General features: G+C 71.3%; 17 protein-coding genes and 2 pseudogenes. 10 read left to right on the forward strand and 9 right to left on the reverse strand.

The window, feature by feature from the left end; genetic code table 11:
- Nucleotides 1-110 precede the first annotated feature (110 nt).
- The 4 genes from OG627_RS32260 to OG627_RS32275 all read left to right on the forward strand — a co-directional run bounded on the left by OG627_RS32260 (nucleotide 111) and on the right by OG627_RS32275 (nucleotide 3,639).
- A complete protein-coding gene (locus OG627_RS32260) occupies nucleotides 111-596 on the forward strand; it encodes a cation:proton antiporter regulatory subunit (protein WP_114625400.1) in 486 nt (161 codons plus the stop codon).
- Nucleotides 597-602: 6 nt separating this feature from the next.
- On the forward strand, nucleotides 603-1,886 hold the full coding sequence (locus tag OG627_RS32265; RefSeq protein WP_329071205.1) for a cation:proton antiporter: 1,284 nt from the start codon (nucleotides 603-605) through the stop codon (nucleotides 1,884-1,886).
- Between the two features lie 257 nt (nucleotides 1,887-2,143).
- Complete coding sequence (locus tag OG627_RS32270; protein ID WP_329071207.1) at nucleotides 2,144-2,626, forward strand: BlaI/MecI/CopY family transcriptional regulator; 483 nt, start codon at nucleotides 2,144-2,146, stop codon at nucleotides 2,624-2,626.
- Between the two features lie 5 nt (nucleotides 2,627-2,631).
- Complete coding sequence (locus OG627_RS32275; RefSeq protein WP_329071209.1) at nucleotides 2,632-3,639, forward strand: M56 family metallopeptidase; 1,008 nt, start codon at nucleotides 2,632-2,634, stop codon at nucleotides 3,637-3,639.
- Nucleotides 3,640-3,664: 25 nt separating this feature from the next.
- On the opposite strand, the gene OG627_RS32280 is transcribed toward OG627_RS32275, so the two are convergent.
- The 6 genes and pseudogenes from OG627_RS32280 to OG627_RS32305 form a co-directional block, all read right to left on the reverse strand.
- Nucleotides 3,665-5,242, reverse strand: coding sequence for an SDR family oxidoreductase (locus OG627_RS32280; RefSeq protein ID WP_329071212.1), 1,578 nt, complete (start codon nucleotides 5,240-5,242; stop codon nucleotides 3,665-3,667).
- Nucleotides 5,243-5,394: 152 nt separating this feature from the next.
- Nucleotides 5,395-5,805: a PTS-dependent dihydroxyacetone kinase phosphotransferase subunit DhaM gene (locus OG627_RS32285; RefSeq protein ID WP_329071213.1), complete on the reverse strand. Its 411-nt coding sequence runs from the start codon at nucleotides 5,803-5,805 to the stop codon at nucleotides 5,395-5,397.
- Entirely contained in the window at nucleotides 5,802-6,464 is a 663-nt protein-coding gene (dhaL, locus tag OG627_RS32290; RefSeq protein WP_329071215.1) for a dihydroxyacetone kinase subunit DhaL, read from the reverse strand. The genes OG627_RS32285 and dhaL overlap by 4 nt, the downstream gene beginning before the upstream one ends.
- 88 nt (nucleotides 6,465-6,552) lie before the next feature.
- On the reverse strand, nucleotides 6,553-7,545 hold the full coding sequence (gene dhaK, locus OG627_RS32295; protein WP_329071217.1) for a dihydroxyacetone kinase subunit DhaK: 993 nt from the start codon (nucleotides 7,543-7,545) through the stop codon (nucleotides 6,553-6,555).
- A 370-nt stretch (nucleotides 7,546-7,915) separates the two neighbouring features.
- On the reverse strand, nucleotides 7,916-8,272 hold the full coding sequence (locus OG627_RS32300; RefSeq protein WP_329071219.1) for a hypothetical protein: 357 nt from the start codon (nucleotides 8,270-8,272) through the stop codon (nucleotides 7,916-7,918).
- Between the two features lie 295 nt (nucleotides 8,273-8,567).
- Nucleotides 8,568-8,687, reverse strand: a pseudogene (locus tag OG627_RS32305) (transposase); the annotation flags it as partial.
- A 25-nt stretch (nucleotides 8,688-8,712) separates the two neighbouring features.
- Between OG627_RS32305 and OG627_RS35590 the strand changes: the two are divergent.
- A pseudogene (locus OG627_RS35590) lies at nucleotides 8,713-8,890 on the forward strand (IS630 family transposase); the annotation flags it as partial.
- Nucleotides 8,891-8,894: 4 nt separating this feature from the next.
- Here the strand turns inward: OG627_RS35590 and OG627_RS32310 are convergent.
- On the reverse strand, nucleotides 8,895-11,228 hold the full coding sequence (locus OG627_RS32310; protein WP_329071221.1) for a hypothetical protein: 2,334 nt from the start codon (nucleotides 11,226-11,228) through the stop codon (nucleotides 8,895-8,897).
- Between the two features lie 165 nt (nucleotides 11,229-11,393).
- Here OG627_RS32310 and OG627_RS32315 point away from each other — a divergent pair, with 165 nt between their 5' ends.
- Genes OG627_RS32315 through OG627_RS32335 form a run of 5 tightly spaced genes read left to right on the forward strand, consistent with a single transcriptional unit; the run spans nucleotide 11,394 to nucleotide 17,137 of the window.
- Nucleotides 11,394-12,443, forward strand: coding sequence for a LacI family DNA-binding transcriptional regulator (locus OG627_RS32315; RefSeq protein WP_329071223.1), 1,050 nt, complete (start codon nucleotides 11,394-11,396; stop codon nucleotides 12,441-12,443).
- 5 nt (nucleotides 12,444-12,448) lie between these two features.
- Complete coding sequence (locus tag OG627_RS32320; RefSeq protein ID WP_329073130.1) at nucleotides 12,449-14,035, forward strand: FAD-dependent oxidoreductase; 1,587 nt, start codon at nucleotides 12,449-12,451, stop codon at nucleotides 14,033-14,035.
- 39 nt (nucleotides 14,036-14,074) lie between these two features.
- Complete coding sequence (locus tag OG627_RS32325; protein WP_329071225.1) at nucleotides 14,075-15,337, forward strand: ABC transporter substrate-binding protein; 1,263 nt, start codon at nucleotides 14,075-14,077, stop codon at nucleotides 15,335-15,337.
- Nucleotides 15,334-16,314: a carbohydrate ABC transporter permease gene (locus OG627_RS32330; RefSeq protein ID WP_443073577.1), complete on the forward strand. Its 981-nt coding sequence runs from the start codon at nucleotides 15,334-15,336 to the stop codon at nucleotides 16,312-16,314. The genes OG627_RS32325 and OG627_RS32330 overlap by 4 nt, the downstream gene beginning before the upstream one ends.
- Nucleotides 16,304-17,137, forward strand: coding sequence for a carbohydrate ABC transporter permease (locus OG627_RS32335; RefSeq protein WP_329071227.1), 834 nt, complete (start codon nucleotides 16,304-16,306; stop codon nucleotides 17,135-17,137). The genes OG627_RS32330 and OG627_RS32335 overlap by 11 nt, the downstream gene beginning before the upstream one ends.
- Nucleotides 17,138-17,512: 375 nt before the next feature.
- On the opposite strand, the gene OG627_RS32340 is transcribed toward OG627_RS32335, so the two are convergent.
- Together OG627_RS32340 and OG627_RS32345 are read right to left on the reverse strand one after the other, a co-directional pair.
- The gene (locus OG627_RS32340) at nucleotides 17,513-18,175 is read right to left on the reverse strand and encodes a response regulator transcription factor (protein WP_329071229.1); all 663 of its coding nucleotides are present in this window, start codon (nucleotides 18,173-18,175) and stop codon (nucleotides 17,513-17,515) included.
- Nucleotides 18,172-19,410 (reverse strand): sensor histidine kinase, encoded by a 1,239-nt coding sequence (locus OG627_RS32345; RefSeq protein WP_329071231.1) that lies wholly within the window; start codon nucleotides 19,408-19,410, stop codon nucleotides 18,172-18,174. Before OG627_RS32345 ends, OG627_RS32340 begins: the two co-directional genes overlap by 4 nt.
- Nucleotides 19,411-19,435: the final 25 nt, after the last annotated feature.

The following is a 19,435-nucleotide window of genomic DNA, read 5'->3' on the forward strand; positions in this document are numbered from 1 at the left end:
GAATCCCTGTCCGGCGGTGGGCAACGCATCCAGCCCCACCGCCCGCCCGCCGCATCGGGGGCCGTCATGCCCGTACACCGTCACGCCCACGCCCGCATGGAGCATTTCCTATGGAGCCCACAGCTCACGTCAGCAAGACCGCCCTGCCCGGGGTCGGTACCCGCTACGACCTGAACACCGAAGCGGGCAAGCACTTGTCGGTCGTCGTGCACCAGGACGGGCGCCGCATCCTCGCCTTCCACGACCCCGAGGACGACGACAACTGCCGGGACGCGGCGCCGCTCGCACCGCACGAGTCGAGCGCGCTCTCCAAGCTGCTGGCGCCCGACCCCGTCGCGCACCTGCACCAGCAATTCGAGATCGACCTGCTCACCGAGCACATCCCGGTCACCAAGCGGTCCCCCTATGTGGGCCGGACCCTCGGTGCCACCCAGGTGCGCAGCCGCACCGGCGCCTCCATCGTCGCCGTCCTGCGCCGCACCGACGCCTTCCCCTCGCCCACCCCGGACTTCCGCTTCGCTCTGGGGGACACGCTCGTCGTGGTCGGCACCAGGGAAGGCGTGGACGCCGTCGCCGAACTGATCACCGGAGGATAAGCGCCCGTGCACGAAACCACCGCACTGCTCATCGAACTCGGGGCCATCATCCTCGGCCTGGGAATCCTTGGCCGGCTCGCCGGCCGCGTGGGTTTCTCGGCCATCCCGCTCTATCTCCTCGCCGGACTCGCCTTCGGGCACGGCGGCCTGCTCCCGCTCAACGCCAGTGAGGAGTTCGTCGCCACCGGCGCCGAGATAGGCGTGATCCTGCTGCTGCTCCTGCTGGGTCTGGAGTACAGCGCGTCCGAACTGGTCTCCAACCTCAAGACCCAGTACCCCTCGGGCATCGTCGACTTCGTACTGAACGCCGTACCGGGCGCCGCCGCCGCGCTGATCCTGGGCTGGGGCCCGGTCGCGGCGGTGGCCCTGGCGGGTGTCACCTGGATCTCCTCGTCGGGGGTGATCGCCAAGGTCCTCGGCGATCTCGGCCGGCTCGGCAACAGGGAAACCCCCGTCATCCTCGGCGTCCTGGTCATAGAAGACCTGGCGATGGCCGTCTACCTGCCCCTGCTCACCGCCCTGCTCGCCGGGCTCAGCCTCGCGGGCGGCAGCCTCACCCTGCTGATCTCGCTCGGTACGGTCGGCGCGGTCCTCTACGTGGCCCTGCGGCACGGCCGGCTGATCAGCCGCGCCGTGTCCTCCGACAACCCGGAGATGCTGCTCCTCGTCGTGCTCGGCCTGACCGTGCTGGTCGCCGGAGTCGCCCAGGAGCTCCAGGTCTCGGCGGCCGTCGGCGCGTTCCTCGTCGGCATCGCGCTCTCGGGCGAGGTCGCCGAGGGCGCGCACAATCTGCTCGCGCCCCTGCGTGACCTGTTCGCGGCCGTCTTCTTCGTCTTCTTCGGTCTCAACACGGACCCGGCCGCCATTCCGCCGGTGCTGGTCCCGGCGCTCATCCTGGCGACCGTCACCACGCTGACGAAGATCGGCACCGGCTGGTACGCGGCGAAGCGCGCCGGAGTCAGAACGGCGGGCCGCTGGCGCACCGGCGGCACCCTGGTGGCGCGCGGTGAGTTCTCCATCGTCATCGCGGGTCTCGCCGTGGGCGTGGAACCGCGGATCGGGCCGCTGGCCACCGCGTACGTACTGATCCTCGTGATCCTCGGCCCGCTGGCCGCCCGCTGGACGGAACCGCTGGCCCGGCGCCTGACGCGCACGCCCGCCCCCGCGGCGCCCCTCGCTCCGGCCGCCGCTGCCGCCGAGCCCTCCATCCTGGAGAAGCCCCTGCCGGACACCGGTGTGGCGGAGAGCGCCGCGCCGGAGCCGAACGACACGGCACCCAGCCACGGCTGACCGCGGCCAGAACCGCCGAGCCGTGCGCGGGCACCGACGCGAACACTTCCGTCGACGTCCGCGCACGGCTTGTCGCGTGTAACGGCGGTACGGGCCGTACGGACGCGGCGGTACGACGGTAGGGCGGTACGGTCGGCAGGAGAGGTACGGCCGCCACCGGCGGCACGTCCGGTGCGCTTCCGCCCGCCGGCCCGCCGCCTCCGTACCATGTACCGCTTGCCCGTGGTGTGCGGCCACGTGGCCGGAGGGAGACGACCGTGAGGACGCAGACGAGTCGGGACGAACGTCCCCGCAGGCGCGGCCAGGGCGAGCTGGAGGCCCAGGTCCTCGGCGCGCTGCGCCAGGCACCGGGGCCCGTCAACGCGGCCTGGGTGCGGGGGAGGCTCGGCGGCGGCCTGGCCTACACCACGGTGATGACCATCCTCACCAGGCTGCACGCCAAGCACGCCGTCACCCGGGAGCGCGCGGGCCGCTCCTTCCAGTGGCGCGCGGCCTCCGACGGAGCGGGGCTGGCCGCCCTGCGTATGCGCAAGGTGCTGGACGCGGAGGCCGATCGCGGCGCCGTGCTGGCCCGGTTCGTCACCACGCTCTCCCCGGACGACGAACGGCTGCTGCGCGACCTGCTCGGGCTCCCCGAGGACGGAACCGGGCTCCCCGAGGACGGAACCGGGCTCCCCGAGGACGGACCCGGGCTGCACGGGGACGGACCCGGGCTGCACGGGGACGGAACGGAGGGCTGACGGGCATGGGGGTCTTCGTCTACCTTCCGCTCGTCCTGCCCCTGACCGCGCTGCCCGTGGCGCGCCTGGCCGAGCTGCATCTGCACCCCCGCCTCGCCACCCGGCTGCTCTCCGTCCTCGCCGCCGTCCTCGCGGTGTGCAGCACGCTCTGTCTGGGGCTGCTGGTGGTGGTCGGCACCGCGCAGCTGGCCGGCAACCCCCTGCCCGACGCCTGGTCCGACCCGGAGGTGCGGCGGGCCGTCCCGTACGACCGGATAGCGGGCAAGGCGGCCATGGCGGCCCTCGCCGCGGTCGCCGTCTGCTGCGCGGCCGTCGTCCTGCGCCACCGCCGCGTCCTGCGCGGGGCGCGGGCGGCCCTCGCCGGGCTGCCCGCCGGTGAACTCGCCGTACTGACCGACGAGGCGCCGTACGCCTACGCGCTGCCCGGCGCCCTACCGGGACCGGGCACGGAACCAGGTACGCGACCGGGCACGGGAGCCCGCCCGCGTACGGCGACCGGCGGACGCGGGCGCATCGTGGTGTCCACGGCCATGCTCGCGTGTCTCGACGCCAGGGAGCGGGAGGCGCTGGTCGCGCACGAACGCGCGCATCTCGCCGGGCGCCACCACCGCTTCCTGCTGACCGTACGGCTCGCCGCGCGGGCCAACCCGCTGCTGCGCCCGCTGGGTTCGGCCGTCGCCTACACCACGGAGCGGTGGGCGGACGAGGAGGCGGCCGGGGCGACCGAGAACCGTACGGTGGTGGCGCGCGCCATCGGCAAGGCCGCCCTCGTCTCCCGGCCCGCGCCCGCGCCGACGCTCGCCGGCGTCGCCCCGCCGGAACCGGGACCCGTCCCGCGCCGGGTGGCGGCCCTGCTGGGACCGGCGCCCTCGGCGGTGCGCTGGCCGCCGGTGGGTACGGCGGCGGGCCTGGCCGTGTGGGCGGCGGCGGCGGGGACGCTCTCGTCCGCGCTCTCCTCGGCCAACGCGGCCGTGGCCCTCTTCCTCGTGCTGCGGGCCGCCACCCAGCTGTGACCTGGTCCCGGACGGTGTGCGCCGCTCACACCGGTCCGGCCGGCGGGCCGCAGCCCGGACCGCCGGCCGGACCACCGCCGGTTCCGGCCCCGTTCTCCGCCGCACCGGCCGCTCGCGCGATATTGCGGGCCATCCCGCCGAACACCACCGCGTGGAAGGGCCATACGCTCCACCAGTAGGCGTGCCCCAGCAGCCCCCGCGGATGGAACAGCGCGCGCTGCCGGAACACCGTACGGCCGTCGTCGTCCCGGTCCGCCCGCAACTCCAGCCACGCGAGCCCCGGCAGCCGCATCTCCGCGCGCAGCCGCAGCAGCCGGCCCGGCTCGATCTCCTCCACCCGCCAGAAGTCCAGCGAGTCACCGACCCGCAGCCGCTGGGCGTCCCGCCGCCCCCGGCGCAGCCCCGCACCGCCCGCGAACCGGTCGAGCCAACCCCGTACCGCCCAGGCCAGCGGGAAGGAGTACCAGCCGTTCTCCCCGCCGATGCCCTCGATCACCCGCCACAGCGCCGCCCGCGAGGCGGCCACGGTCATCCGGCGGCGATCGGTGTACAGGCTGCCGCCCGCCCAGTCCGGATCCGTGGGCAGCGGGTCGCTGGGCGCGCCCGGCAGCGCGGCGGACGACCAGCGGGTCGCCACCCGCGCGTCCTGGATGCGGCGCAGCGCCAGTTCGACCGAGCGGTCGAAGGTGATGAGACCACCCGGCGGATCGGCCACGTAGCGCGCGATGTCCTTCTCGTGGCAGATGACCTCGTGGCGCAGGGACTCGGTCAGCGGCCGGGCGATCGACCGGGGGACCGGGGTGACCAGACCGACCCAGTGGCTGGAGAGGGTCGGTGTCAGCACGGGGACGGGAACGATGAGCCGCTTGCGCAGCCCGGCGACCGCCGCGTACCGCTGCACCATGTCCCGGTACGTCAGCACCTCGGGCCCGCCGATGTCGAAGGCCCGGTGGACCGTGCCGGGCAGCGTGGCGCAGCCGACGAGATAACGCAGCACGTCCCGGACGGCGATCGGCTGGATGGACGTACGCACCCAGCTGGGCGTCACCATCACCGGCAGGCGCTCGGTCAGATAGCGCAGCATCTCGAAGGACGCGGAACCGGAGCCGATGATGACCGCCGCCCGCAGCACCGCGGTCGGCGGCCCGGAGCCGAGCAGGATGTGGCCGACCTCCGCACGCGAGCGCAGATGCGGGGAGAGGGCACGTTCCGGCACCCCGGCGGGGGTGAGCCCGCCCAGATAGACGACGCGCCCGACCCCGGCGGCCTTCGCCCGTTCGGCGAAGGTCCTGGCGGCCAGCCGGTCCGTGGCCGCGAAGTCCGGTCCGGTGCCCAGGGCGTGCACCAGGTAGTACGCGACGTCGACGCCCTCCATGGCCGCGGCGAGCGACGCGGTGTCGGTGACGTCGCCCCGTACCACCTCGGTGCGTTCCACCCAGGGGTGGTCGCGCAGCTTCTGCGGGGTACGGGCCAGACAGCGCACCGTGTGGCCCGCGTCCAGCAGCTCGGGCACGAGCCTGCCCCCGATGTACCCGGTGGCTCCGGTGACCAGGCAGCGCAACGGCCCGCCCGGTGATCCGTCAGACGTTCCGGCCGACCTCATGCGCGCACACTCTCCCGTCTCGTCGCCCCAGACCGAGCCTGAGCCCGGAACGGACGATCAGCAAGGCGGGCGATGCGGGTGCCGGGGGAGCGGTGGCGGGTACGGGGCTCCGTACCTGCACGCTGCTCCGTACCGGCTCACCGCGCGGCGGGTCACTCCTTGCGGTACCGGTACGCCTCCGCGGCGGCGGCCTCCACCGCGTCCAGATCCCCGCCCGCGGTCGCGGTGACCGTCGCGGCCACCGCTCCCTCCAGGAAGGGCGCGTCGACGAGCCGTGCCCCCTCCGGCAGTTCGTCGCCCTCGGCGAGCAGCACCTTCACGGTCAGGACCGCGCTGCCGAGGTCGACCAGGATCGCCACGCCCGCGCCGCGATCCACCTGCGCCGCCGCGGCCGCGATCAGGTCGGAGCTGGTGCCGAGTCCGCCGTCCCGCGTGCCGCCCGCGGCCGCCACCGGGGCGGTCTCCCCGCCACCGGCCAGCCCGCGCGCCAGCGCGGCGACGGCGGTGGCGACCGGACCGCTGTGGGAGACGAGAACGATCCCGACCGGCGCCTCGATGCTCATCGGCTCTCATCCTCCGGCGCCTCCGCCGTATCGGCCAGCGCGGTGATCAGCAGGGCGGAGGAGGTCGCCCCCGGGTCCTGATGGCCGATGCTCCGCTCACCGAGGTAGCTGGCCCTGCCCTTGCGCGCCTGGAGGGGCACGGTGGCGAGGGCGCCGTCCCGGGCCGCCCGGGCCGCCGTGGCGAACGTCGCGTACGAGGAGCCGAGCGCCCCGGCCGCCGGTTCCAGCGCGTCCAGCATCGTCTTGTCCCCGGCCCTCGCGCCGCCCAGCTGGGCCACGGCCGCCACGCCCACGCGCAGCGCCTCGGCCAGCTGCGCGGGCGTCACCTCGGCCGCGTCGCCGAGGGCCTTGCCCGTACGCCGGAGCAGCGTCCCGTACAGCGGTCCGGACGCGCCGCCCACGGTGGAGATCAGCCGTCGGCCCGCCAGCGCCAGCACAGCGCCGGGGGAGGCCGGCGGCTCCTCGGCGAGCGTGGCCGTGACCGCCCGGAAGCCGCGCTGGAGATTGCTGCCGTGGTCGGCGTCGCCGATGGCGGAGTCCAGCTCGGTCAGCTGGGCCGCCTCGCGTTCCACGGCCTCCGCGGCGGTGGTCAGCCAGCGGAGGAAGAAGGCGGTATCGAGCGCTTGTTCGTTTTCTTGGTCTGCTGTCTGGTCGGCCACGTGATCTCCTCGCCCCGTACGGTCCGTCCGTGTCGTCTTCGCGGCTCCTGCGGGTGCTGCTGCCCTCTCCGTCCGGCCGCAGCGGGCTTCAGCGGCCCCAGCGGAGCGCGGCGGTCTCCACCGGCGCGTCCCAGAGCCGCAGCAGCTCCTCGTCGACCTCGCAGAGGGTCACCGAGCAGCCCGCCATGTCGAGCGAGGTCACATAGTTGCCGACGAGCGTACGGGCCACCGCGACTCCCCGCTCGCCCAGCACCCGGTGCACCTCGGCCGTGAACCCGTACAGCTCCAGCAGCGGCGTCCCGCCCATGCCGTTGACCAGGGCGATCACCGGACCCGACGGGCGCAGGTCCTCCAGTACGGCGTCCACGGCGAAGTCCGCGATCTCGCGGGAGGTCATCATCGCGCGACGTTCGCGGCCCGGTTCGCCGTGGATTCCGATGCCCAGCTCCAGCTCGCCCTGCGGCAGGTCGAAGGTGGGGCTGCCCTTGGCGGGCGTGGTGACGGCGCTCAGGGCGACCCCGAAGCTCCGCGCGCTCGCGTTCACCCGCCGGCCGATCGCCTCGACCCGTTCCAGCGGCGCCCCCGCCTCGGCCGCCGCCCCGGTCATCTTCTCCACGAACAAGGTCGCGCCCGTACCGCGCCGTCCTGCCGTGAAGAGGCTGTCGGTCACCGCGACATCGTCATTGACCAGCACCTTTCCGATCTGGACGCCTTCGTCCTCGGCCAGCTCGGCGGCCATGTCGAAGTTGAGTACGTCGCCCGTGTAGTTCTTGACGATGAACAGCACCCCGGCCCCACTGTCGACCGCCGCGGCGGCACGCACCATCTGATCGGGTACGGGCGAGGTGAAGACCTCCCCGGGGCAAGCGGCCGACAACATCCCCGGCCCCACGAACCCCCCGTGCAACGGCTCATGCCCCGAACCGCCCCCGGAGACGATCCCCACCTTCCCGGCCACCGGCGCGTCCCGCCGTACCACCACCCGGTTGTCCACATCGACGGTGAGCCCCGGATACACGGCGGCCATCCCGCGCAGCGCGTCCGCGACGACGGTCTCCGGCACATTGATGAGCATCTTCATGGGTGCCTCCTGGGTAGGTTGACGGCTGTGCCTATGGCCAGACTTCGCGCAGGTCAGGTCGTGTGTGGGCGCTCTGTGCTCTGGGCGGTGCCCGGTGCTGCGGAGCCGGGTCCGGCGGTATCGGTGCTGACCTCGTGCCGACTTCTCTGGTGCATGGTCAGCTCCCTGGGAGGCGGTGCGGCGCGGCGGTTTGCCGCCCGGTTCCAGTATCGATCGAACCCGGCCGAGTGGCACGGCATACGACGTCAGGGTTTGGTCGCGGGGCGAGGTGTCGGCTGGTTCCCACGGGCCCATCGACCGTGAACAGGTCGGCATGGCTGCGTTGCTCATCGGTTACCGCCGAGTGGCCACCCTGCTCAGTACCTGCCGCTCAGGGCCGGAGCTGGTCCTGCTGGACGTCGAAACAGATCAGCCCCATCGAATTCGCCAGGGCTGCCGCGTAGGCCGAGGCATCCTCGGCCATGCTCCACCGCATCGCGAAGTAGATGAACGGGCCACTGGCCTCGTCGGTCAACGGGCCGGACGACCAGGGCGAGGTGTCCTCCTCGTCCTCGGTAATGTCGGACCACCGCTGAGGAAGCGCGGTGACGTAGGCCGTGATGCGTTCGGACGCCGACTCCTCGGCTTCGCCGTCGATGTAGCGGTCGTACAGATTGCTGAAGACCTGACCGGCGGTCTTGTCGTCCGCCGGCCGTTCGCCTTCCCGGACAGCAAGGTCGTAGCTCATACCCGGAGGCTTTCACGCCGCCCTGAACAGGGACGGGCGGAGCAGGGAGCCCGTGGTCAGGGAGGTCCGAGGCTGACTGTGGGGTGCCCGCGCAGGGCCCTCAGCGCGTCGCCCAGCTTGCCGTGCGATGGCCGTGATCCAGGGTGTTCAGCCGGACGGCGAGCTGGGCAGCGGCCTCGGTGTCGCCTTGTTCGGTGCGGCGGATGAAGGTGCCGAGGGTGTGGAGGTCGCGGAGGCTGGTGAGTACGGGGAGGCCCGGCCAGTTGGTGAGGTCGTGGCCGTATGTGGTGGAGAAATCGGAGCGGACGCGGCCGACCAGTTCGACCGGCAGGTCACGCAGGACCCAGGCCAGGCGGGTGACGTCATAGCCCGCATCGCCCACGATCACGAAGTCCGGGTTCCCGGCCTGCCACTGGACGGGGGAACCTCACATGCCGCAGATGAAGGAATTCATCGCAGCGAACGAGGACTGGCTGACCGTCTTCCACCTTCCGTCCTACGCACCTGACCTCAACCCGCAGGAAGGCGGGCCTTGACCAGCTCGTCACCGCCGTGGAGTCCAGCCTCAAGAAGACCCAGTACCGACCACACCTCATCGACGGCTGCCTCATAGGCACTGTCGTCAGCAGCAGCCCGGCAGGGTGTTGGCGCTGGGCCCGGCTATGGGCGTCAGGCCGTAGAAGACGCGCGGCGCGCCGTCGAGCGTGAGTGTCACCTGGCCCCGGGCCGGTGGCAGTTGCCGACTGCGGCCGATGGCGTCCACCTCGCGCACGGAGTCGTCTGCGGTGACCTTGAGGAGGGTCTTGGTCGGCCACGGGTCGGTCCAGACCTCGGGCGCGGGGAAGTGCCAGTCGGTGCGTGTGCCGGAGGTGTTCAGCAGATAGCCGTCGGCCCGGTTCCACAGGACGACCGCCGGGCCGTCGGGCGTGTCGAACCACAGGCCGAAGGTCTGCGGGTCGGGGAAGGCCAAGTGGCCCTGGAACGTGGCCTGGTCGAGTGCGCGGGCCGCGGTCGCGTACGCCAGGAGGGACGGCTTCGGGCTGAGGTCGCGGTTCATCAGCCCGTAGTGGTATTCGGCGTTGTCCGGGTCGGCGACCTGCGGCATGCCCAGCACGCTGTCGTGGAACTGGTACCAGCACACGCAGGTGACGCCTTCGGCCTTCGCCAGTGCCAGGGTGAGCAGGACGTTCTCGGCGGCGTGCCGGTAGGTGTCGTGCCACCAGCTGTTCGGCTTGGTCGGCGCGTAGGCCTCGGTCAGCCAGATCTCCTTCTCGCCGTGCTGCGCCATCAGCGCCTTCAGTTGCTTCAGACCGCCGTAGAAGTTCCAGTACGTGCCTTCGGCGCCGGTGTCCCAGTCGCTCCCCGGCGGTATGTAGTCCGGGGTGAAGTTGCCGCGGCCGGGGTGGTAGGCGAACGCGTCGATCAGGTCCCAGCCGCCGGCGGCGATGAAGTTCTCCACCCAGGGCTTGTCCATCCCGGCGAGTCCGTTGTTCATCAGCTTGACGGCGTCGCCGGTCACGGCCCGCCGGTCGAAGACCGGGCGCAATGCCTTGTCCAGGTATGCCTGGGCGGCTGTTCCGGTGTTGAACGGCCGGTTCAGTTCGTTGCCGACCTCGAAATAGCGGGCTCCGGCGCCTTCTGCCACGGCCAGTTTGTCGGCCGCCCAGGCCGTGGCCTCGGTGTCGGTCGCGTCGAGCGACGGCTGCAGTTCGATGTTGTGGCGCATGCCCCGTGCGTCGAAGGCCGAGGGCGGCAGGCCCGGGCCGCCGTCGTAGGCGATCCGGACCAGCGAGATGCCGGCCCGCTGCCAGAGGTCGAGTACGGCGTCGGCGCTGGGCCGTTGCAGCCAGGGGTAGTTGGCGACCCCGAACATGCTGTCCGCGCCGGCCTGGTAGGTGAACGTCGGCAGGGTCGCGAGGTTGGTCCGGGCGAACGCCTCGTCGCCGGCGGACCGTACGACGACCTCGGCGAACGCGATGCCGGCGGCCGGCGCGGGCACGGTGAAGGTGTGCTGCCAGGTGCCCGCCGCGGTGATGCTGCCGGTCACCGTGGTGGCGGCGAGCTGCGCGCCGTCGAAGTCCCTTACGGACAGCTTCAGTTCGGCCGTACGGGCGGCCCCGCCGTTGGCCACCAGGGCGGTGAGCCGCATCGGCTCGCCGGGTGCGTCGTAGAGGTTGAAGTCGCTGTCGGTGGTCAGCTCCAGGCCGAGTTCGACGCCCCGGCCGATGGTGGCCGTGGCCGACGGTCGGGTCTCGGAGAAGAAGAAGTCGGCCGCGCTGGTCCACCCGCCGGCCGGGTCGGCCGTTCCCGGAGCGTGGATCCAGGTCGCGTTCGTCCAGGCCTGGCGCGAGCGGTCCAGCAGGAACAGCCCGTGCAGGCTGCCCCAGGTCGAGGTGTGGGCGACGCCGGCGGTTTCCTCGTAGGGGATGCCGCCGCCGGTGTCGCGGACCCATTCGGTGATCGCGATGTAGTCGTCGGGCGCGGTCGGCGCCTGGACCGCCCGGCTGAACAGGAAGCCGTCCGGCACCAGGGTGTCCGCGCCGGTGATCCGCCACTCCAGCCGGGCGTGACCGGTGCTGACGCTGAACCAGCCGGTGATGGCGGTCGCCCCGGCGGCGGCGTCGAAGGTGTAGTCCATCCGGATCGCCGGTGTCCCGTCCGGCAGGGCGGCCAGTGCGGGGGTGCCGCCGGTCGACAGGTGGATGCCGGTGACCTGGTCCTTGATCTGGAACTTCGACCCGGCGCTGCGGGTGACACCGGCGGCGTCGCGGATGGCGAGTCGGCCGCCGACGCTCGCCAGCAGGCTGATCCCGCCTGCGGTCAGGGTGACATCGCCGGTCGCGGCGTGGGCCGTCACGGCGGTGGGCTCGGCGATCAGTACGACGCCGGCCGCGAGCGCCGCGCCGAGAAGGCGGCGACGGCTGAGGTGGGCGCCTTCGGCATGGGGAGTGGTCATCGTCTGCTCCTGTCTGGGCACGCATTGCGATAATGCGTATCTTCAAAAGCGTGACACGGACGGTCTCAACCACACAGGCCGTTGGTCAAGGGGTATTGCGCTTTTGTTTCGGGCGGTTTAACGTCACCGGCGTCCGATGAAGTTACGCATTATCACGGAGGATCGATGCCAACGAAGCCGCGCCGGGTCACCCAGCGCGAGATCGCCGAGATCGCGGGGGTCAGTCAGACCACCGTCTCGGTGGTGCTGAACGACCGTGACGGCACGAACGTGCGCATCCCGGAAGAGACCCGGGCGCGGGTCAAGGCGGCGATCGAGCAGGCGACCTACGTCGCCGATCCCGCGGCCCGCCGGCTGGCCGGTCTGGACAACCAGATCATCGGCGTCTTCACCTACGAGGAAGCCCTGTCGCCGGAGAGCCTCGACTTCTACGGCCCGCTGCTGAACGGGATCGAGCGTACGGCCGAGGAGGTCGGCTGGGACCTGCTGTTCTTCACGTCCTCGCCGGTCGAGAACGGCACCCGCAGCCTGTTCCACCGCAAGACCCGGCTGCGGCTCACCGACGGCTGCGTCCTGCTCGGCCAGCAGATGGTCGGCTCCGAGCTGGAACGGCTGGTCGCCGAGCAGTTCCCGTTCGTCGCGGTCGGCCGCAGGGACGAGACGGCCGCGGCCGTGCCGTACGTCGGCGTCGACTACGTCACTCCGGCGCACGCCCTGATCGACCTGGCCGCGGACAGCGGACACCGCCAGGCCCTGTACGTGCACCGCGGCCGGGACACCGCCACCGCGCGGGACCGGCGCGGCGCGGTCGAGGCCGCTTCGGCGGCGGGCCGCATGGCGTTCATGCTGGTGGGCGAGGAGCGCGTCGCCGAGCTGCCCCGGCTGGCCCGGTCCACGGACGCCACGCTGATCATCGCCGAGGACGCCTTCCTCACCGAGGACGTCATCCTCTCGCTGGTCGGTGCCGGGGTGGATGTACCCGGCGAGATCTCGGTCGCCGCCTTCGGTGAGGTCCGCGGTCATCGCTCCGACGGACGAGCACTGACGGGCTTTCGCGTGCCACGCAAACAGGTCGCCGCCGAAGCACTGGAACTGCTCCAGCAGCTGATCACCACTGACCCGCAGGAGTGGGCCGGACTGGACATCCAGCGGCTCCTGGTGGCCGAGGTCGAAGCGGGCGACACCATCGCCGTCCGATCGGCAGGACAGTCGTGAACAGGATCGCCACAGAGGTGGCGGTCATAGGCGGCGGACTCGGATCGGTGGCAGCTGCCCTCGCGCTGCTCCAGCGCGGACACCGGGTCGTGATGACCGAGGAGTACCCGTGGCTGGGCGGCCAGTTGACGTCCCAGGCGGTGCCGCCGGACGAGCACATCTGGGTGGAGCAGTTCGGCGTGACCGCCCGCTACCGGAGCCTGCGGGAGAACATCCGCCGCTACTACCGGGACCACTACCCGCTCTCGGACGCGGCCCGCGCGGACCGTGAACTCAACCCGGGGCGCGGCCGGGTGAGCCGGCTGTGCCACGAGCCGCGGGTGGCGCTCGCGGTGATCGACGCACTCCTCGCGCCCTACCGGTCGAGCGGCCGGCTGACCGTACTCCAACCGGCGGTCCCGGTCGGCGCCGACACCGTGGACGGGGTGGTCCGCACGGTCACGGTCGAGGATCCGCGGACCGGGGCGCAGAGCGTGATCACCGCGGAGTTCGTGCTGGACGGCACCGAGACCGGTGACCTGCTGCCGCTGACCGGCACCGAGTACGTCGTCGGCGCCGAGGCGCGGTCCGACACCGGTGAGCCGGGCGCTCCCGAGGTCGCCGACCCGGCCAACGTGCAGTCGATCGCGTGGTGCTTCGTCTTCGACCATGCCCCCGGGGACCACACGATCGCCCGGCCCGACGACTACGACGACTGGCGCTCGTTCGAACTGCCCTACTGGGGCGCACCGATGCTGTCGTTCACCGCGCCCAATCCGCGCACCCTGGCACCGGAGCAGCGCACCATGATCGTGAACCCGGCGCAGGACGTCTCCGGCGATCCGCGGTTCGACGCCGGGGACCAGGACCTGTGGCAGTTCCGGCGGATCGCCGCCCGTCAGACCTTCATCGACGGCCTGTACGACAGCGACATCGTGCTGGCCAACTGGCCTCAGCTGGACTACGTCGGCGGCTCGATCATCGACACCGACGAACGAGAGCGGCACCTGGCCGCGGCGAAGGCGCAGTCCCGGGCCTACGTCCACTGGCTGCAGACCGAGGCGCCCCGCCCCGACGGCGGCCGGGGCTGGCCGGGACTGAGGCTGCGCGGGGACCTGGTGGGCACCGACGACGGCTTCGCGCAGGCCCCGTACATCCGGGAATCCCGCCGGATCAAGGCGCTGACCACCGTCCGCGAGCAGGACATCTCGGTCGCATCCCGCGGGTCCGGCGCGCCGGCCCGGTTCGACGCGTCCGTCGGGGTGGGGATGTACCGGATCGACCTGCACCCCTCCACTGGCGGCGACAACTACATCGACGTCGAGTCGGCACCGTTCGAGATCCCGCTGGGTGCCCTGGTCCCGGTCCGGACCCAGAACCTGATCCCCGCCGCCAAGAACATCGGCACCACCCACATCACCAACGGCGCCTACCGGCTCCACCCGGTCGAGTGGAACGTCGGCGAGTCCGCGGGCGAACTCGCCGCGTTCTGCCTCGACCGCGGACTGAGCCCACGGCAGGTCGCCACCGACCCCGCACTCGTCGATCAGCTCCAACGCCGCCTGACCGAGGCCGGTGTCGAACTCCACTGGCCCGAGGTCGTCGGCTACTGAGCCGGACCGGACACCCCGTACATCGAAGGGAACCACCCCATGATCAGAACCAGAAAGGTGCTGGGCGCCGTCGCCATGACGACGGTTCTCGCACTCTGCGCCGCCTGCTCCGGGTCCTCGTCCGGCACCTCGGACACGGCAGTGGACCTGCGGATGACGGTCTGGACCTCGGACAAAGCCCAGCTGGCGCTCTTCAACAGCATCGCCGCCGCCTACCGCGCTGACCACCCCGACGTCTCGAAGATCACCTTCGAGAGCCTCCCGTTCGAGGACTACAACACGACGCTCACCACACAGATCGCCGGCGGCAACGCCCCGGATCTCGCCTGGATGGGCGACCTGTCGCAGGACCTCATCGCCTCCGACGCCCTCGTCGGGCTGACCGACACGTTCAAGTCCACCCCCGGCTGGAAGTACGACGACCTGCTCGGCAGCGCGACAGCGGAGTACAGCCACGACAGCACGCTGTACGCCTACCCGTTCTCCAACTCGCCGTACGCGCTCTACGTGAACACCGACCTGCTGGCCAAGGCCGGACAGAAGATCGACCCGGCCACCCTGACCTGGGACCAGGTCGCCGCAGCCGGAGCGGCTGCCCACGCCAAGACCGGCAATGCCGGCTTCGTCATCCGCGACTTCGACTACAAGGCGTGGAACACACTGGCCACCGTGTGGACCGGCTGGGGCGGGTCGGCGTGGAGCGCGGACGGCAAGACCTGCACCTTCGACAGCCCCGAGATGCAGAAGGCATTCACCTTCCTGCACGACGCGGCGTTCAAGACCCGGGCGATGCCAGGACCGGGCACCACCGCCGACTTCTTCGCCGGCGACGCCGCCTTCACCGTCGCGCAGGTCTCCCGCGCCTCACTGCTGACCGGCAAGTTCAAGTTCGGGCTGTACCCGCTGCCCGCGGGCCCCAAGGGCACCTACTCCGTCCTCGGCCAGGCCGGGATGGGCGTGCTGGCCTCCAGTAAGCACCCGAAGCAGGCGGCGGGCTTCCTCGCCTACCTGACCGATCCGGAGAATGCCGCCAAGCTGGCCCAGTACTTCCCGCCGCCGCGGAAGTCGCTGCTGACCGGGGACAAGCTCGCCGCGAACAACAAGGTCCTGAGCGCGTCCCAGCTCCAGGACGCGGTGGTGGACCAGCTGCCGGACGCCGTCACACTGCCCAACCACACCAGCCCGGCGGAGATCGCCCAGAAGGGCAAGACGGCGCTCGACGCGATGTGGCGCGCTGATGCCGACATCCCGGCCGTCCTGAAGTCGGTCTGCGCCGCGCTCGATCCGATTCTGGCCAAGTGACCAGGACAGAGGCCGCAGAGCGGGCCACCCCGCAGGTCACCGGGCAGGCGGTCGCGCAGACTGCCGCCGAGACCGCACGCGCATCCGGGCCAGGCTTCTGGACGACCCGCCGACGGGACGTACTGACCGGCTACCTGTTCATCCTGCCGCAGCTCCTCGGAGTGGCGGTGTTCGTCCTGCTGCCGGTCGGCATGGCGATCTGGTACAGCCTGAACAAGCGGAACGTCTTCACCGGCAAGCAGACCTTCGTCGGCGGCGACAACTACGCGGCCCTGGCTCACGACCCGCAACTGCCCAAGGTGCTGCTGGCGACAGCGCTCTTCTCGGGCGGGGTGGTGATCGCCAACGTCACACTCGGGCTGCTGATCGCCGTCCTGCTCAACCGCAAGTTCCGCGGTGCCACGGTGTTCCGGACGCTGTTCTTCTCCCCAGTGGTGGTCTCCGTGGTCGCCTGGACCCTGGTCTGGGGCTTCCTGCTCCAGGACAACGGCGGCATCAACGCCCTGCTGGACACGGTCGGGATCGACGGGCCGAACTGGCTGCAGAAGGGCGACACCGCGATGCTGTCGGTGATCCTCACCCAAGTGGTGCGCGGCGTCGGGGTCAACATGGTGCTGTTCCTGGCAGCCCTGCAGGGCGTGCCGCGGGAACTGTACGAGGCCGCCCGCATCGACGGCGCGAACAGCCGCACGGTCTTCGCCCGGATCACGTTGCCGATGATCTCACCGACGGTGCTGCTGACCGTCATCGTCACGGTCGCCGGGGCGTTGCAGTCCTTCGCCCAGATCGCCGTCCTGACCGGTGGCGGGCCAGGGCTGTCCACCACCGTCCTCGTGTACTACGTGTTCCAGCAGGCCTTCGAGTTCAACAACATCGGCTACGGCTCGACGCTGGCCCTGATGCTGCTGTCCTTCGTCATGCTGCTCACCTTGCTGCAATGGCAGCTGCGCCGTAAGTGGGTGTTCTATGAGGACTGACAGAGTCCGGTCGGTAGTGCTGGTGGTCGCTCTGAGCGTGCTGGCGATCCCGTTCGTGGTGCCGACGATCTGGATGGTCGCCGCGTCGGTGAAACCACTGGCCGAGATCTTCAAGGCCCCGCCGTCGCTGTGGACAGACTCGCCGACACTGTCCGCGTACCGCGAGGCATTCAGCTTCCAGCCCTTTGCCCGGCAGTATTTCAACAGTATCTACATCGCCGTGCTGGTCACACTGATCACTCTGCTGGTGTCCAGTCTGGCCGGGTACGCCTTCGCCCGGATCCGTTTCCCCGGCGCGAACGCCCTGTTCCTTGTGGTGCTGACCGGGATGCTGGTACCGAGCGAAGTGACGATCGTGCCGCTGTTCCAGCTGTTCAAATCGGCCGGCCTGATCAACACGCACTGGCCGCTGATCCTGGTGACCGCACTGGCCGGACCGTGCGTGCTGGCCACGTTCATCATGCGGCAGTTCTTCATCGCCCTCCCCGTCGAACTGGAGGAGGCCGGCCGCCTCGACGGCCTCGGCCGTCCCGCGATCTGGTGGCGGATCTGCCTGCCGCTGGCCAGACCGGCCCTGTCGGCGGTGGCGATCCTGACGTTCCTCGCCTCCTGGAACCTCTACCTGGAACCCACGGTCTACCTCACCTCACCAGACCTCTTCACCTTGCCGCAGGCACTGACCCGCTTCACCGACTCCTACGGCGGCCCGATGTGGAACACCCAACTCGCCGCCGCCACCATGACCGTCCTGCCGATGCTGATCGTCTTCGTCCTGGCCCAGCGCCACTTCATCGAAGGGCTGTCCCACTCCGGCCTCAAATGACACCACGCCACCGGCCACCTCGTGCCGGGAGAACGAAACCCTCGGACCGCCGGGCGCCCGCCGAGGCCCGTCTGCTGCTCCGCACGGCTGCGGTGTCCGCGCCGGACGAAGCTCGACGGGCGAACGGCCGGACGTCCACGGTGCGCCGGCCGGACACGGTCCTCACCGCACCTGACGGCACCGCCGTCGAGAACGGCCGGCGGGCGAGGCGACGGACAGTACGGACACCGCCGACGACAGCTGAGGCGTCGCAGGCCGCCGTACGGTGGGATCGTCCGCGGTGCTGCGCTCCTCCGAGAACGCGGCGGGCCGTCCGACAGCCATGCACGGCGCCTGATGCCGGTCCTGCTCATCCACCGCCGCCCCGGCCGTTCCTCATGCCGGGCGGATGAGCCGGGTCTCGTAGCCGAAGACGACGGCCTGCACCCGGTCGCGCAGTTCCAGCTTCGTCAGGATCCGGTTCAGGTGTGTTTTCACGGTGGCCTCCGCGAGGTGCAGAGCGGCGGCGATTTCGGTGTTCGACAGGCCGCGGGCCACCTCGACGAGTACTTCGCGTTCGCGTGCTGTGAGCCGCTCCAGACGCTCGTCCTCCACCTGCTCGCGGTCTACGGGGAGCAGGTGGGCGAAGCTCTCCAGCAGGCGACGAGTGATGCGCGGGGAGACCGCCGCGTCGCCGGCGGCGACGCTTCGGATGGCCGCGAGGAGTTCCCCTGGCAGGGCGTTCTTCAGGAGGAAGCCCGATGCCCCGGCTTTGAGTCCGGCGAAGGCGTACTCGTCGAGGTCGAAGGTGGTGAGGACGAGGACCCGGGTCCGCGGGCAGTCCCGGATGATCCGGCCGGTCGCCTCGATGCCGTCGGTACCGGGCATCCGGACATCCATCAGGACGACATCGGGGCGGAGCAGTCGGGCAAGTCGCACGGCTTCGGCTCCGTCGCCGGCCTCCCCGACCGGCTCCATGTCCGGCTGGGCCTCCAGGACCATGGTGAACGCCATGCGCAGCAGTGGTTCGTCGTCGGCGAGCAGGATACGGATCGTCATGCGGCACCGGTCCCCGCTGTTCCGGCCGCGTTCAGGTCGAGGTGGGCCGAGACCCGCCAGCCGCCGCCCGGGAGCGGGCCGGCCCGCAGCGTTCCGCCGTACACGGCCGTGCGCTCGCGCATACCGGGGATTCCGTGCCCGTGCCGCGGGTCGGGAGCCCGCACGGTGCGTCCGTGGCCGTCGTCGGTGACGTCGATGGAGATGCTCTCGGGAGAGCAGTGCACCCGGACCTCGGCGCGGGTACCGGGAGGAGCGTGCTTGAGGGTGTTGGTCAAGGCTTCCTGTACCAGGCGGTAGACGGTGAGTTGAGCGGCCGTGGGGACGTGGGAGGGATCGCCTGCCAGACGGAGGCGGGCCGGCAGCCCGGCAGCGCGCACCTGGTCGAGGAGGGACCGCAGTTCGGCGATGCCGGGCATCGGGTGGCGCAGTGCGTCCGGTTCCCCGGCACGCAGGATCCCGAGGAATCTTCGCATCTCGGTGAGGGCTTGCCGCCCGCTGTCGGAGACCTGCCGCATGGCGGTGGTCGTCTTGTCGGGGGTGCGGTACTGGGCGAAGACGGCGGCATCCGCGAGTGCGATCATCACGGACAAGTTGTGGCTGACGATGTCGTGCATGTCTCGGGCGATACGGGCCCGTTCTTCAGCCACCGCGAGCTGAGCCCGCTGGTCGCGCTCACGCTCCAGCCGTACCGCCCTGTCCTCCACGGACGCGAGGTGGGCACGCCTGGTGCGCATGTTCGTGCCGATGACCGTGACCGCGGTGGCTACGACGCTCAGGGTCACGGCCGCGCCCAGGAACCTCCCCTCGGTCGACCAGCGCACGGAGGCCATCAGGATTCCCGCTTCGGAAACGGCACCAGCCAGCAGCACCTGCCGGCGGCCGGCGTGTGCGGCCACCGTGTAGAGGGCGATCAGCAGGGCGACGTCGGCCGGTAGCTGGACGTCGACGAGCCACTGGGCGAAGGCTGCCGCGGCCACCACGGCGAACACTGTCAGGGGCGCCCGGCGCCGCCACAGCAGGGGCAGGAGCAGGCCCGCCTGGAATATCAGGAGCCAGGGCCGGTCGTACAGGTCGATGCGGACGGCCAGGGCGGTGAGGATGAAGAGCGCGGACACCAGAGTCGAGTCCACCGCCACCGGCGGAAGTTGGGCACGCGCCCGCAGCAGCCGGGCCCGCCGGGCCAGGGTGCGCCACAGACGCCTGGCCCGCGTGGTGGCGGGCGCGGTCGCCGTCATCGGCTGCCCGGCCTGGACCGGCCTG

It is taken from the genome of Streptomyces sp. NBC_01429, from assembly GCF_036231945.1.
In the GTDB taxonomy this organism is placed as follows: Bacteria; Actinomycetota; Actinomycetes; order Streptomycetales; family Streptomycetaceae; genus Streptomyces.